Genomic DNA, 15,079 nt, shown 5'->3' on the forward strand with positions numbered 1-15,079 from the left:
ATTTTACTCAACAATTGAAACTTTTGCAATGATAGGCTTTTGAGCCTATGTAAGTATATTTGCAGGGGGAAGTCCAGTTATATATCATCTGCGATCGTGTAGAATCTGAAAAAACAATTTTAAGGGAGTTTTGTTGCAAATGAAATTTATGGCGATCGAAACACTAATTGTTAGTTCTATCCTTCTGTCAATCTCATCATTGTCATCTGCTCAAAGTAATCAACAAGGCTCTACAATTCTACCCACAGGAGCTTACTACGCTCAAGGAACAATGTTCAATAACTCCCGTAGAGAGATTGCACATCAAAACAATAGAATCTGCATCAAGATTGTTGATGGCCCTGCAAATCCCTACAAGGGAGTCGAATCTATCACAATTAGCAGCGTGTCTGTGGAAAATGGGAAATACTATATTGATGCAACTGGCACAGAGCTAGTATTAAAAAACAATGGAAAAGGATTCTCTGGCGACATTCGCGGTACATGGGAGTATAGAGGTACCTCGCCAGATCCAAGGAGTCAACCCATACAAGCTCAAAAAATGGCCGAGTGTGTAGCGGCTCAAGGACGATATGTGGAGAAGATGGAAGGAATATCAATTTCAGGAATCGATTTTCCCAAGCATTAACCACGATCGACATGGGTGGGGGCGCAACCAAAAGGCGATCTGTGGGATGCAGTAATGGGTAATCGGAGTAAGGTGCGGGGTACGCACCTTACATCATTAGGTTATGCGTCCAGGAATGTATCCTCAATCGCAAAGCAAACTCGGAGAAGTCAGCACAAAGACATCCCTGGTTCCCACTCCTTCAGATTCCGGTTTAATCGGCGTAGTAAAGTGGAAAAACTCGTGGTCGTTAACTAACAGTAATTCTCCGGGATGCAGAATTTTATTAAAAACAGGCTTCTCTCTTTTAGCCAAGTACAAATGCGTTTCCCCGCCTACAATATTAGTTCTGTCCACCGAGAAAATCCCGATAAAGTCAGTACCGTCTTGGTGAATGCCTTCCGGTGCGGGGTTGCCGAAATTGTTTGGCGAACAAGTCGTCCTGATTTGATGGATGCCGATTTCAGCTTCGGGGTGAATTTTGCAGGAATCGAAAAAAGCAAAAATCATCTGTTTGAAATTATCGAGGGCGATTAGCCGATCGTCCAATTCGGCAAATTCCCGCCTGAGATCACCCGCTAGCGGATTGTATGTTTTGCTTTGCAAGAAATAGCCGTGAGGTAACTTAACTAACTCATTTCCGTTGACTGTAAACCGCGATAATCTTCTCGAACGATACTTACCTTTCACATACGGATCGACAGGCATATCGTCAAAAAATTCCTTGAAACCTTCTAGCTTAATCGAGTTTACTTTTTTGAAAGTAAACATGAAGGCATAATCCAAATGAATGGATTCTAATACGGTTTTCATAGATTTTACTCCCTTAAGCCTTGCTCCCCTCCCTAATTTTGCCTTGAGGAGGTGTATGCTTCTACTCTAGCGCAGGATTTTTGTATGTGTCGTAAAAGACACTACAAAAATTGCAAAGATATAGTAAAGCTTGCAAGATGAATCCGGGGGCTGGTTCTTCTTTTAATCCAAAATCTAAAATCTAAAATCTAAAATCTAAAATCGATTGACTGCTTTCACCAGCGACTGACAGGCGCGCAGGAAAACGGCAACATCGACCCCAAGTGCGACGTACTGAACGCCAGCATCAATCCACTGCTGGGCGATTTCGGGGTTTTCGGCAAAAGTACCGGCGGCTTTGCCTGCTTTGCGGATGGTTTGCACTGCCTCCTGCATCATGTCGATGACGCGGGGATCGCGGACTTGGCCGGGAATGCCGATCGACTGTGACAGATCGTAAGGCCCCAGAAAAATCACGTCCACCTCTGGCACAGTAACAATTTCTGCCAGGTTGTCGATGCCGCCTTTGCCTTCGACATGAATCACAACTAAGGATTCTTCGTTGAGTCGATCGGTGATATTTGTACCTGCGGCGGTGTAAAGTCCCGCCCGCGTAGCAAAGGAAAGGCCTCGCGTACCCAGAGGACTGTATTTAGCGCTTTTGACAGCGGTTTCGGCATCGATTTTGCTTTCTATTTGAGGTACTTGAACCCCTGCACTGCCGATGTCGAGAGCCCGTTGAATTTGCGGCCCGTCGTTTTTGCGGACACGAACAATCGGTGCAATTCCGGTACAGTCGGCGGCGCGACACAAATCTTCAGCAGCAAGCGGGTTCAGGGGGCCGTGTTCCATATCGATAACCGCAAAATCAAATCCAGCGTGACCGCAGATTTCCATGAATGCGGGATAAGCGCAGTTCATAAATAAACCGAGGACTGTTTCGCCTTGTTTAATTTTTTGTTTGAGTTTGTTTTGACGCATGGGTAATCCAGGAAAGTTTAGTTTTTTTTTACCGCAGATGAAGCCTGATTGTTTTTAATAATACAGCTCAAATATGGCCGTAATTAATTACTTTATGTTAAGAGAATAGACAAAAATTTTATAGCTGCTTTTGCTTCTATCTTAAATGGAATCAAGCACAAAAGCCAGCCAAAAATAAACATTCCTAAAATTGGTAAAAATATGGCTCCCACGGATGGTTCGACTAACCAAGCAAATAAAGAAAACATTCCAATACTGCCAGTTGTCCACAGCCACAGAATCAGAAATCCTATAACTGTTGTATGTAAACTCATCCTAATTTTGATGGAACAACCGAACTGTTGACTATGTATATCCCCTTGTATAATTGGGAACAATAAATGTCTCCCGATGATGATGCGATTAATTTTGAAGGTTTTGCCATAAATCGTTCCTTCATAGGGTTTCGCAGGGGGCGGACCAAAGGGTATAATTATTCTAACAACTTTGGGAGGAGTAACAACTTCGTCCAACCTGCGTAAAACTTCGGAATAAGTTAAACTGGTGGTAATTGTTAAAGTCTCAAAAGGAATTAATGACCTAAAAAAATTGACAATTTTGAGCATAAGGTAGATCCGGCTGTTCAATAGTTGTTGCTGGTATTAATGCCTCTTCTCTAAAAAAGTTTTCCCTGACAACACCGCGAAATACCAGTATACTGCAAAATAAAGATTTAGATGGGATGAGTGTTTTTCGCTAATGTCAAAATTAATTCCACAATCTCCGATGAAACTTCGACAGTATCTATTTTTGCTCAAAGGTCGATCGATCCTTAGCCTCACCCTCGGCATAATTTCCGCGATGGGGAGCATTTCGCCAGTATTTGCCGCACCTCCCCGTAATCCAGACAATGCAGAAACTTGCGACATTCTAGTAGCAGGCGGCGGGCTCGCAGGCGCTGCTACCGCTTACGAAGGTTTGCTGGCGGGGCGCACAGTTTGCCTCACAGAAATTACTGACTGGGTAGGCGGTCAAATTTCCTCCCAGGGAACTTCCGCACTCGATGAAAGAGAGACTCAGCGATCGATCTTATTTTACCCCCGTGGCTACCTAGAATTGCGGCGGCGGATCGAGCAACATTACGGCCGGCTAAATCCCGGAGGCTGTTGGGTTAGCTATTCGTGTTTCATGCCCTACGACGGTCACAAAATTCTATTTAACATCTTGCAGGATGCCGCTAGAAAAGGCAAAGGCACGCTGAAATGGTTTCCCAATACAGTTATTAAAGAACTAGCAATTACTCCTGCTGTGGCGGGGAATGCGGTTGGGGGCCAACAAATTAAAAGTGCGATCGCCATTCAACACAAACCGGCCCCCAACACCCCGCCAATCAACACCGAAACTCTTTCTCAGACTATCGAAGATGCCTATCGCTACGAAAATTCTCCGCGCTTTAACAAAACTATTATTCGGTTTATTCCCAAACCACCTAACCAGTCAAATTCAAAACCTAGACCTGCTGATTGGTACGTTGTAGATGCCACTGAAACAGGAGAATTGATCGGACTTGCCGATGTTCCCTACCGCCTCGGAATTGACCCGCGTTCCCCTCTGGAACCTTCCTCCGCCAGCCCCACCGGCGACGCTTACTGCACTCAAGGTTTTACCTACACCTTTGCGATGCAGGCAACGAAGGAACCGCAGCAGCATCAAGTGCCGTCTTTTTATCAACAATATGCTCCTTACTACAGCTACGAATTGCAGAGATTGGCGAGCTTTCCCTTAGTTTTCACTTACCGCCAAATCAGGAGTATGAGACCGGATCAAAAGCGACCTTCCGATCCGAAGCAATTCCCGATTTATCCGGGGGATATTTCGATGCAAAACTGGACTTGGGGCAATGACTATCGTCCCGGTTCTGCCCAGGATAATTTAATTTATTCTCGCGCGCAGTTGGAAGCAGCAGGTCAACTGCAACCGGGGGGATGGATGGGCGGTTTGCGAACGGAAACTTTGCGAAAAGGAGAGGAAAATGCCAAAGGATTTTTCTACTGGCTGGTAACAGGAACTACTGACTCGCAGCTAGGAGATGGAGTGAAAAAGCCTCATCCAAACAATCGTTTTTTGAGCGGGTTGGATTCGCCGATGGGGACGGTGCACGGACTTTCTAAATATCCTTATATGCGGGAGGGCCGGCGTATTATTGGGCGGCCAAGTTTCAATCAGCCTCAAGGTTTTACGGTGTGGGAAGTTGATATGTCTCGCACTGACTTTACGGCTGATTTTTATCGCGAGAATTTGTCGGAGGAAGAGTATCGCAATTTGTGGTTGGCTGTGGGTGGTTTGAATGCGCCGGCTTTGGCTGTGGGAAGTCAATCTGTTGAGGATACAAAATCGCGATCGCGCGCTACGATTTATCCTGATTCTGTGGGTATTGGTCATTATGCGATCGACTTTCACCCCTGCATGACTAACAGTCCCCCGGAAGCACCAGGAAATACCGAACGGGAAGGCACTCGCAAAGGTCAAGGGCAAGCTTATCCCTTCCAAATTCCGCTGCGGGCAATGATTCCTCAGAAAATTGACAATATGTTAGTGGCAGGTAAAAGTATTGCTGTTAGCCACACAGCAGCCGCTGCTTATCGAGTGCATTCTTTTGAATGGTCTGCCGGTGTGGCGGCGGGAGTTACGGCTGCTTTTTCCCTAGAAAAAGGGATTCTCCCTTCTGAATTAGTGGACGAATTGCCATCCCGTGAGCCAAACTTGGAAGTTTTGCAGTTGCGGTTGCAACAAAATGCCAATCCCATCGCCTTTCCGGGTACTTCTATTTTCAATAGTTCGTGGCAAAATTGGAAATAATCGCAGTTGGTAATCTGTAGGGTGGGCATCCTGCCCGCCCTACAATAAAATTCACTGTTTGTGGAACAGGGTGGAACAGGCTTTGGGGCCTGTTCCTGACACCCCACAATTAACTCGTTACTAAGAAGAGTTTGCTAACCAGTATAAAATAACCAATAGATAAATAGCTGATAAACAGCAATTTGTCATCTATCTTTCGATAGAAGCAATCAGACACTGCTTTAGTCAGATAATATCAATAATCTCCCAAATATTCCCCCCTTCCCCTTCAAACTCCCCAAAGGTAACGGTCATGTCAACTGCACAGATAACCAGCCCCAATTCCAATAATGCTTATGCCAAACAGTTACTCAGAACCTTAGTAGCTGTCAAAAAAGGGGACTTTTCAGTTCGGATGCCCATAGATCAGACCGGTCTAGCGGGGAAAATTGCTGACGAACTTAACGAAATTATCGAGCTCAATGAGAGAATGGCAGCCGAACTCGATCGGATCGGCACAGTTGTCGGTAAAGAAGGCAAAATCGCCCAGCGGGCCACCATCGGCAGCGCCGAGGGGTCATGGGCAGCTAGCGTAAACTCTGTCAATACCCTAATTACAGATTTAGTGCAACCAACCTCTGAAACCGCCAGAGTAATTCGGGCCGTAGCAAAAGGAGATTTATCGCAAACCATCGCCTTAGAAATAGAGGACAGAGCTCTCAAAGGAGAATTCCTCCAAACAGCGCAAATTGTTAACACAATGGTAGACCAGTTGAGTTCCTTTGCCTCGGAAGTAACGCGGGTGGCTAGGGAAGTGGGAACAGAAGGGAAATTAGGCGTGCAAGCTGAAGTACGGGGAGTTGCAGGAACCTGGAAAGATTTAACGGATTCAGTTAACTCGATGGCGGGGAATCTTACCGCCCAAGTACGTAACATTGCGGAAGTGACAACTGCTGTGGCAAATGGCGATTTATCGAAGAAAATTACAGTAGATGTGAAAGGGGAAATTCTCGAACTGAAAAACACGATTAACATCATGGTGGATCAGTTGAGTTCCTTCGCATCTGAAGTAACACGGGTGGCGAGAGAAGTGGGAACGGAAGGTCAATTAGGCGTACAAGCTGAAGTTAGGGGAGTTGCAGGAACCTGGAAAGATTTAACGGATTCAGTTAACTCGATGGCGGGTAATCTTACCGCACAAGTACGGAACATTGCGGAAGTGACAACCGCTGTGGCAAATGGCGACTTATCTAAAAAAATTACTGTAGATGTTAAAGGTGAAATTCTGGAGTTAAAAAACACTATTAACATCATGGTGGATCAGTTAAACTCCTTCGCATCTGAAGTAACACGGGTGGCGAGAGAAGTAGGTTCCGAAGGCAAACTTGGGGGTCAAGCAGAAGTTAAAGGAGTTGCGGGAACTTGGAAGGATTTAACTGATAGCGTTAACTTCATGGCAGGCAGTTTGACAGCACAAGTGCGGAACATCGCTGAAGTGACAACCGCTGTGGCAAAGGGCGATTTATCCAAGAAAATTACTGTAGATGTTAAAGGGGAAATTCTCGAACTCAAAAACACCGTCAACACGATGGTGGATCAGTTAAATTCCTTCGCCTCTGAAGTAACTAGGGTGGCTAGGGAAGTGGGAACCGAAGGAAAATTAGGCGTACAAGCTGAAGTGCAGGAAGTAGCAGGAACTTGGAAAGATTTAACGGATTCAGTTAACTCAATGGCAGGCAATTTAACAGCCCAAGTTCGCAACATTGCTGAAGTGACGACGGCTGTTGCTAACGGTGACTTATCTAAAAAAATTACAGTACAGGTTAAAGGCGAAATTTTAGAACTGAAAAACACCATTAACGTGATGGTGGATCAGCTTAACTCCTTCGCATCTGAAGTCACGCGGGTAGCGAGAGAAGTGGGTTCCGAAGGTAAACTCGGCGGTCAAGCCGATGTCCGAGGCGTAGCAGGAACTTGGAAGGATTTAACGGATTCAGTTAATTTTATGGCGGGTAGTTTGACAGAGCAAGTACGGAATATTGCTGCTGTTACGACTGCTGTGGCAAATGGCGATTTATCCAAGAAAATTACCGTCGATGTTAAAGGCGAAATTCTTGAACTCAAAAACACCGTCAACACGATGGTTGACCAATTAAATTCCTTCGCATCTGAAGTAACGCGGGTGGCGAGGGAAGTAGGAACCGAAGGGAAATTAGGCGTGCAAGCTGAAGTACGGGGAGTTGCAGGAACCTGGAAAGATTTAACGGATTCAGTTAACTCGATGGCGGGGAATCTTACCGCCCAAGTACGTAACATTGCGGAAGTGACAACTGCTGTGGCAAATGGCGATTTATCGAAGAAAATTACAGTAGATGTGAAAGGGGAAATTCTCGAACTGAAAAACACGATTAACATCATGGTGGATCAGTTGAGTTCCTTCGCATCTGAAGTAACCAGGGTGGCGAGGGAAGTAGGAACGGAAGGTAAATTAGGTGTGCAAGCTTACGTGCGGGGTGTAGGGGGAACTTGGAAAGATTTAACGGATAATGTTAACTTGATGGCTGGGAATTTGACGGCGCAGGTGCGGAATATTGCGGAAGTGACGAAAGCGGTAGCAAATGGCGATTTGTCTAAGAAAATTACCGTTGATGTCAAAGGCGAAATTCTTGAACTGAAAGACACTATTAACGTGATGGTGGACCAGCTTAATTCCTTCGCTTCTGAGGTAACGCGGGTGGCGCGGGAGGTGGGAACTGAGGGTAAATTGGGCGGTCAAGCTGAGGTGAAAGGAGTTGCGGGAACTTGGAAAGATTTAACCGACAATGTAAACTCGATGGCGGGAAATTTGACAGCGCAAGTGCGGGGTATTGCTAAGGTTGTGACGGCGGTGGCGAATGGCGATTTGAAGCGGAAATTAATGCTGGAAGCTAAGGGAGAAATTGCGACTCTGGCAGATACGATTAATGAGATGATTGATACGCTGGCGACGTTTGCCGATCAAGTTAGTACGGTGGCGCGCGAGGTGGGAATTGAAGGGAAATTAGGCGGTCAGGCGAAGGTTCCGGGCGCGGCGGGGACGTGGCGAGATTTGACGGATAATGTGAATGAATTGGCGGCGAATTTGACTACTCAGGTGCGTGCGATCGCCGAAGTGGCAATTGCTGTTACGCGAGGCGATTTAACGAGGTCAATTTCCGTCGCTGCTGAAGGAGAAGTGGCGATCGTCAAGGACAACATCAACCAGATGATTGCCAATCTCCGGGAGACAACGCAGAAAAATACAGAGCAAGATTGGCTGAAAACAAACCTCGCTAAGTTCACTCGAATGCTACAAGGTCAGCGGGATTTAGAAACAGTTTCTAAACTAATTCTTTCAGAATTGACGCCCCTGGTTTCAGCTCAGCATGGCGTCTTCTTTATGATGGAAGCTGTGGAACACGATCCGTTTCTCAAACTGTTAAGTACCTACGCATACCGCGAACGCAAACAGTTAGGAAACAGATTCCATTTAGGCGAAGGTTTGGTAGGACAGTGCGCCCTGGAAAAGGAACGAATACTGTTGACAGAAGTGCCGGACAACTACGTTAAAATTAGTTCGGGTCTGGGAGAAGCTACGCCGCTGAATGTCGTGGTTTTACCTGTACTATTTGAGGGAGAAGTGACGGCAGTAATCGAGTTAGCTTCGTTCCGCCGATTCAGCGAAATTCACTTGACCTTCCTAGACCAACTCACGGAAAGCATCGCCATTGTTTTAAATACAATTGCGGCGAGTATGCGGACGGAAGAATTGCTGAAACAGGCGCAATCTTTGGCTGAAGAGTTGCAAACTCAGCAAAAGGAACTAAGGGACACTAACCAGCGGTTAGAACAGCAAGCGCAGGTGCAGAAGACGAATGAGGAACTGCTGAAGAAGCAGCAGGAAGAGTTGCAACAAACCAATGAAGAACTAGAAGAACAAGCTGAGTTGCTAGCGCTGCAAAATAAGGAAGTTGAGCGGAAAAACCGAGATATCGAACAGGCGAGGGGGTTGTTGGAAGAAAGAGCCGAACAGTTGGCTCTAACTTCTAAGTATAAGTCGGAGTTTCTGGCAAATATGTCTCACGAGTTGCGAACTCCGCTGAATTCGCTGTTGATTCTGGCTCGCTTGCTTTCTGACAATACTGAAGGCAATTTGACTCAGAAGCAAGTTGAATACACGCGCACAATTTACTCGGCGGGAAATGATTTGCTGGGGCTGATTAATGACATTTTGGATCTTGCTAAGATTGAATCAGGCACGATGTCGGTGGAAATTGATCAAGTGTTGTTTGCGGACTTGCGAGATCATTTGGATCGAACTTTCCGCCAAATCGCCCAGGATAAGAAGTTGAGTTTTAAAATTGAGCTTGATGGTGGGTTGCCAAAAGGTCTCTATACAGATGCTAAACGCCTGCAACAAGTTTTGAAGAATCTTCTCTCTAATGCGTTTAAGTTTACAGAGCGAGGTGAGGTGAAATTGCGTGTGGAAGTAGCGCGGGAAGGGTGGAGTTTAGAGATAGAAAGTTTAACGAGTTCCCCTAATGTTTTGGCTTTCTCAGTTAGCGATACGGGGATTGGGATTTCTGCTGAAAAACACAGGGTTATTTTTGAGGCTTTCCAACAAGCTGATGGTAGCACTAGCCGCAAATACGGGGGCACGGGTTTGGGTTTGTCAATTAGTAGAGAAATCGCTAATTTGTTAGGCGGAGAAATTAAATTGACAAGTCGTCCTGGTGAGGGTAGTAGGTTCACGCTTTATCTGCCCCAAACTTACCAAGAATCGCGAATAATGAATGATCAGGAATCGGGAACGGGCAAGCAAATGGCTCAATTGCCGGCTGCTATTTCTTCTGCTGTTCCTTCGGCGAATTTCAACTTGCCGATCGCTCCTTATCCATCACCGATTATCGCTGACGATCGGGAAAATGTCGAGATCGACGATCGCGTGCTGTTGATTGTCGAGGATGATGTAAACTTCGCTCGCATTCTCTTGGATATGGCGCAGGAACAGGGTTTTAAAGGTTTGGTGGCTTTGCGAAGCGATATCGGTTTGGCGATGGCGCGAGAGTTCAAGCCAACGGCGATTATGCTGGATCTAAATTTGCCTGTGATGGATGGCTGGACAGTGCTCGATCGCTTGAAGCACGATCCAAGTACGCGCCACATTCCGGTTCACATTGTATCAGTTGAAGAAGGGCGGCAGCGCAGTTTGCAGTTAGGGGCGATCGCGTACTTACAAAAGCCTGTCAGTCGCGAAGCTTTGAGCAAAGCTTTGACGGATATTAAGGGGTTTGTGGAGCGGCCAGTGAAGAATTTGCTAGTTGTAGAAGACGACGAAACACAGCGTCTGAGCATTGTGGATTTAATCGGCAATCACGATGTTTCTACCACGGCTGTGGGGAGTGGTGCAGAAGCGCTAGAAACTTTGAAATCGGGGCCTTTTGACTGCGTTGTACTCGATTTGGGACTGCCAGATATGACTGGTTTTGAACTGATTGAGCAGATCAAGCAAGATCCAGCTTTAAAAAGTCTGCCGCTGATTATTTATACGGGCAAAGAGTTGACAAGAACTGAAGAAACTCAACTGAAGCGCATGGCGGAAACAATCATTATTAAAGATGTGCGATCGCCGGAACGTTTGTTAGATGAAACAGCTTTGTTTTTGCACCGAGTTCAAGCAAATTTGCCGGAACCAAAGCGCCAAATGCTAGAGCAATTGTATCAAACAGATTCGACGCTGGCGGGCAAAAAAGTCTTGATTGTTGACGACGATATGCGGAATATTTTCGCCCTCACAAGTATGCTGGAGCGCCATAAAATGGAAGTTGTGTATGCTGAGAATGGCAGAGAGGGCATTGCTAAATTGCAAAGTACGCCTGAGATAAATATTGTGTTGATGGACGTGATGATGCCAGAGATGGACGGTTACGAAACAATGCAAGCAATTCGTAATATACCTCAATTTGCTTCCTTGCCAATGATTGCTCTTACTGCGAAAGCTATGAAGGGCGATCGGGAAAAATGTATCGAAGCTGGTGCGTCTGACTACATTACCAAACCTGTTGATACGGAACAGTTGCTCTCGCTGCTGCGTGTCTGGCTTTATCGATAGTCATTAGTCATTAGTCATTAGTCATTAGTCAGCAGTCAGCAGTCAACAGTCAACAGTCAACAGTCAACAGTCAACAGTCAACAGTCAACAATGCCCAATTCCCAATAACTAATTAAAAATGCCCGAAAGCCATGAACTTGAAACAATCGAAATTCAACTCCTACTAGAGGGAATGTTTCGCTATTACGGATTTGATTTTCGCAATTATGCTCTTGCCTCTCTCAAGCGCCGTATTTGGAACACTATTCGCTCGGAACGGCTCACCACTGTGTCTGCACTTCAGGAAAAGGTACTTCACAATCCTGCTTACCTAGACCGTTTACTGCTGGACATTTCTGTCAATGTAACGGCGATGTTTCGCGATCCTAGCTTTTACATTAGTTTCCGAAATAAAGTGGTACCGCTGCTGCGTACTTATCCTTTTATTCGGATTTGGCACGCTGGATGTTCAACGGGAGAAGAAGTCTATTCTATGGCAATCTTGCTGCAAGAAGAAGGACTTTATGACCGTTGTCGGATTTACGCTACGGACATGAATGAATTAGTTTTGAAAACCGCAAAAACTGGGATATTCCCGCTGAAACAAATGCAAGAATATACGCAACTCTACCACCAAGCTGGGGGCAAGAGAGCGTTTTCTGAGTATTACACGGCTGCCTATGAAAATGCGATTTTTCGGTCTTCACTTAAAGATAATATTGTCTTTGCTCACCACAACCTAGCAACGGATAATTCTTTTAATGAATTTAATGTTATTTTATGCCGTAATGTGCTGATTTATTTCAATTCACACCTCCAAGAGCGGGTACACAAGCTTTTTTATGAGAGCCTGGTAATGTTTGGAGTTTTAGGCCTGGGACATCAGGAGTCTCTGATTTTTACACCTTATGAAAAATACTATGAAGCACTTGAAAGTAGTGATAAAATCTACCGGAGAATTAAATAAAAAAAATTTTGAAATAGTGGTTGTGGGCACGTCTTTGGGAGGGCTAGAGGCTCTGACTGTTCTGCTGGCCGATTTGCCAAAAAGCTTTCCTTTGCCTGTAGTTATTGTCCAACACCGCCATAAGAGTTCTCAGAATAGGCTTACTGATTTTTTACAACAGCAAAGTTCTCTCCCAATCACAGAGGCCCAAGACAAAGAGCCGATCGCACCTGGACGGGTTTACTTGGCTCCTGCGGACTATCATTTGCTAATAGAATCGCCCTCGGAGGAGGAGTTTAGCCTGTATGACAACGACTTGACAGAATGGGGGAAGGTGGCAGTGGAGTCAATCCATAATTCAAAATCCCCAATCCCCAATCGCGGAACTCCTACATTTGCACTATCAACTGAGGCTCCTGTCTGCTACGCGCGGCCCTCAATCGATGTGCTGTTTGAGTCTGCTGCGGATGCCTTTGGGGAGAAAGTTATCGGCATAATTTTAACGGGAGCTAATTCGGATGGTAGTAAAGGGCTGGCAAAAATTAAAGCTGAGGGAGGATTGACATTCGTGGAGGAACCGGCTTCTGCTCTATGCCCGACCATGCCAGCGTCGGCGATCGCAAATGTTGAAGTAGACTGGATTTTACCCCTCTCTAAAATCGCTCCCTGTTTAGTCAATTTGCTAAGAATTAAAGATTAAAAAAATTATGAATCAGCAGTCCCCCCATCGAGTAAATGTCCTTTTAGTTGACGATCGCCCAGAAAACTTGGTAGCTCTAGAAGCTATCCTCAACAGCCCCTCTTATCATCTAGTACAAGCTAATTCGGGCGCGGAGGCTCTGAGATGTCTGCTTAATGAAGATTTTGCGGTAATTTTGCTTGATGTGCAGATGCCGGGAATGGATGGATTTGAGACAGCAACATTGATTCGCTCTAGAGATCGATCGCGATCGACTCCGATTATTTTTATCACAGCATTCAGCAGTAATGACACCCACGTGTTTAAAGGTTATTCTTTGGGTGCGGTGGATTACCTGTTCAAACCCTTGGAACCGGAAATATTGACCTCGAAGGTGGGGGTATTTGTGGAATTGTTCCAAAAAACAGTAGAGGTGAAACAGCAAGCAACACAGTTAGCTGCTGTTAATAGTGAACTAAGTAAAAGTGAAGAGCGGTTTCGCACTTTGTGTGCTTGTTCGCCGCTGGGAATTTACGTAGCTGACGTTGAAGGCCGCTGTACTTACATCAATCCCCGTTGTCAAGCAATTTGTGGGTTAACTTTGGAGGAAAGTTTAGCAGAGATTTGGCAGCGGGAAGTTCATCCAGAAGATCGCGAGCGCGTAGTAGCAGATTGGTTAGCTTGGATTAAAGAAGGCAACGAATATTCTAACGAGTTTCGATTAGCTGGTAGCGAAACTGTGCGTTGGATTAATGTGCAGTCGTCCCCAATGTTTTCGGATTTGGGAAAACTGATTGGTCACGTGGGCACGGTTAGAGATGTCACAGACCGCAAGCAAGCAGAGGAAGAACGCAGCAGACTAATCCGCGAACAAGTGGCGCGGCAAGAAGCTGAGAGAGCTAACCAGATGAAGGATGAATTTCTAGCTATTCTCTCTCACGAGCTCCGTACTCCTTTAAATGCAATTCTCGGCTGGTCTAGGCTGCTTCGTACCAAAACATTTGACCAAGACACTATAGAGAAAGCCCTAGAAACAATTGAGCGCAATGCTAAATCTCAATCTCAACTCATCGAAGATATTTTAGATGTTTCGCGGATTCTGCGCGGGAAACTAAATTTAAATAAGCATCCGATTCGGTTAGAATCTGCGATCAACCTGGCAATAGATTCTTTGCAGCCCCTGGCTGAGGAAAAATCAATAGTCCTAGAATTAACGTGCAGTCCCAATGTAGGTGAAGTTATCGGCGATTTCGATCGCTTGCAGCAAATTGTGTGGAATTTGCTGTCAAATGCGATTAAGTTTAGTCCGCAAGAGGGTAAAGTACAGGTGCGGTTAAAGTCAGTTGGAGATGAGGCTCAAATTGAGATAATTGATAGCGGCATTGGTATCGCTCCTGATTTTTTGCCTTATGTTTTTGATCGCTTCCGCCAAGCTGATAGCAGCACAACTAGGTCTTACGGGGGTTTGGGCCTGGGATTGGCGATCGTCCGTCACTTGGTGGAACAGCACGGCGGTAAGGTGCAGGCAGAGAATAATCCGGGCGCGGGTGCGAAATTTACGGTTGCTTTACCTGTGGCACAGAGGAACGCCATCGCTGCTGACGATGGGTCATACCTCCATGACCAGGCAGAGGTTCTCCCCACTCTAACTAATTTGCAATTGCTGGTGGTGGATGATGACGATGACACGCGGGAGTTTTTGATTGCTTTACTCGAGGACGAAGGAGCTATCGTGCGATCGGCGGCATCGGTGGCCGGGGCTTTAGCTGCACTGGAGAGTTATTGGCCGGATCTGCTGCTGAGCGACATTGGAATGCCGCAAGCAGACGGCTATGAGTTGATCGCGCGCGTGAGAGAAATGGAAGTGCTCAGGGGTGGAAAGATGCCTGCGATCGCCCTGACGGCCTACGCGAGAGAGGAAGAGCGCAAGCAAGCGCTGGAAGCTGGTTTCCAGATGCACTTATCTAAACCAGTTGACATAAATAAGTTAATTGCCGCAATTGCTAACCTCACAGGAATGCTCGGAAATCCCGCTCCAACTCACATCTTGCACGATGCTCAAGAACAGGCAAGATGCCTGTTCCACAAAGAGTAAATTTTCTTGTGGGGAGTAGGGGTTGGGCAGGAGAGCCCGTCCCTGAAGGCTGA

The 15,079-nt window shown here is 46.0% G+C and carries 9 protein-coding genes; 6 read left to right on the plus strand and 3 right to left on the minus strand.

What is annotated here, in order from left to right; genetic code table 11:
* Window positions 1-148 precede the first annotated feature (148 nt).
* Window positions 149-628, plus strand: coding sequence for a hypothetical protein (locus tag QUA83_RS09630; protein ID WP_333292794.1), 480 nt, complete (start codon window positions 149-151; stop codon window positions 626-628).
* Between the two features lie 123 nt (window positions 629-751).
* Here the strand turns inward: QUA83_RS09630 and QUA83_RS09635 are convergent, their stop codons facing one another.
* From QUA83_RS09635 to QUA83_RS09645, 3 genes are all read right to left on the minus strand, one after another.
* Window positions 752-1,420 carry a 2OG-Fe dioxygenase family protein gene (locus QUA83_RS09635; RefSeq protein ID WP_333292795.1) on the minus strand — a complete coding sequence of 223 codons (669 nt, stop codon included), beginning with the start codon at window positions 1,418-1,420 and terminating at the stop codon, window positions 752-754.
* 195 nt (window positions 1,421-1,615) lie between these two features.
* Window positions 1,616-2,380 carry an aldolase/citrate lyase family protein gene (locus QUA83_RS09640; RefSeq protein WP_333292797.1) on the minus strand — a complete coding sequence of 255 codons (765 nt, stop codon included), beginning with the start codon at window positions 2,378-2,380 and terminating at the stop codon, window positions 1,616-1,618.
* Window positions 2,381-2,472: 92 nt separating this feature from the next.
* Complete coding sequence (locus QUA83_RS09645; RefSeq protein ID WP_333292799.1) at window positions 2,473-2,985, minus strand: hypothetical protein; 513 nt, start codon at window positions 2,983-2,985, stop codon at window positions 2,473-2,475.
* Window positions 2,986-3,145: 160 nt separating this feature from the next.
* On the opposite strand from QUA83_RS09645, the gene QUA83_RS09650 reads away from it, so the two are divergent.
* The 5 genes from QUA83_RS09650 (at window position 3,146) to QUA83_RS09670 (ending at window position 15,026) form a co-directional block, all read left to right on the plus strand.
* Window positions 3,146-5,218 carry an FAD-dependent oxidoreductase gene (locus QUA83_RS09650; protein WP_333292801.1) on the plus strand — a complete coding sequence of 691 codons (2,073 nt, stop codon included), beginning with the start codon at window positions 3,146-3,148 and terminating at the stop codon, window positions 5,216-5,218.
* Between the two features lie 292 nt (window positions 5,219-5,510).
* The gene (locus QUA83_RS09655; RefSeq protein ID WP_333292803.1) at window positions 5,511-11,327 is read left to right on the plus strand and encodes a HAMP domain-containing protein; all 5,817 of its coding nucleotides are present in this window, start codon (window positions 5,511-5,513) and stop codon (window positions 11,325-11,327) included.
* Window positions 11,328-11,445: 118 nt separating this feature from the next.
* Window positions 11,446-12,273: a protein-glutamate O-methyltransferase CheR gene (locus tag QUA83_RS09660; RefSeq protein ID WP_333292805.1), complete on the plus strand. Its 828-nt coding sequence runs from the start codon at window positions 11,446-11,448 to the stop codon at window positions 12,271-12,273.
* Window positions 12,227-12,952 carry a chemotaxis protein CheB gene (locus QUA83_RS09665; protein ID WP_333292807.1) on the plus strand — a complete coding sequence of 242 codons (726 nt, stop codon included), beginning with the start codon at window positions 12,227-12,229 and terminating at the stop codon, window positions 12,950-12,952. Before QUA83_RS09660 ends, QUA83_RS09665 begins: the two co-directional genes overlap by 47 nt.
* A 7-nt stretch (window positions 12,953-12,959) precedes the next feature.
* Complete coding sequence (locus QUA83_RS09670; protein ID WP_333292809.1) at window positions 12,960-15,026, plus strand: response regulator; 2,067 nt, start codon at window positions 12,960-12,962, stop codon at window positions 15,024-15,026.
* The last annotated feature ends 53 nt before the right edge of the window (window positions 15,027-15,079 follow it).

Source organism: Microcoleus sp. K1-B1 (assembly GCF_036704705.1).
Taxonomy (GTDB): Bacteria; Cyanobacteriota; Cyanobacteriia; order Cyanobacteriales; family Microcoleaceae; genus Microcoleus.

Excerpts from the sequence above, each read along its gene's own strand:
- QUA83_RS09630 (WP_333292794.1), top strand. The coding sequence starts at position 149 with ATGGCGATCGAAACACTAATTGTTAGTTCTATCCTTCTGTCAATCTCA.
- QUA83_RS09635 (WP_333292795.1), bottom strand. The coding sequence starts at position 1,420 with ATGAAAACCGTATTAGAATCCATTCATTTGGATTATGCCTTCATGTTT.
- QUA83_RS09640 (WP_333292797.1), bottom strand. The coding sequence starts at position 2,380 with ATGCGTCAAAACAAACTCAAACAAAAAATTAAACAAGGCGAAACAGTC.
- QUA83_RS09645 (WP_333292799.1), bottom strand. The coding sequence starts at position 2,985 with ATGCTCAAAATTGTCAATTTTTTTAGGTCATTAATTCCTTTTGAGACT.
- QUA83_RS09650 (WP_333292801.1), top strand. The coding sequence starts at position 3,146 with ATGAAACTTCGACAGTATCTATTTTTGCTCAAAGGTCGATCGATCCTT.
- QUA83_RS09655 (WP_333292803.1), top strand. The coding sequence starts at position 5,511 with ATGTCAACTGCACAGATAACCAGCCCCAATTCCAATAATGCTTATGCC.
- QUA83_RS09660 (WP_333292805.1), top strand. The coding sequence starts at position 11,446 with ATGCCCGAAAGCCATGAACTTGAAACAATCGAAATTCAACTCCTACTA.
- QUA83_RS09665 (WP_333292807.1), top strand. The coding sequence starts at position 12,227 with ATGAAGCACTTGAAAGTAGTGATAAAATCTACCGGAGAATTAAATAAA.
- QUA83_RS09670 (WP_333292809.1), top strand. The coding sequence starts at position 12,960 with ATGAATCAGCAGTCCCCCCATCGAGTAAATGTCCTTTTAGTTGACGAT.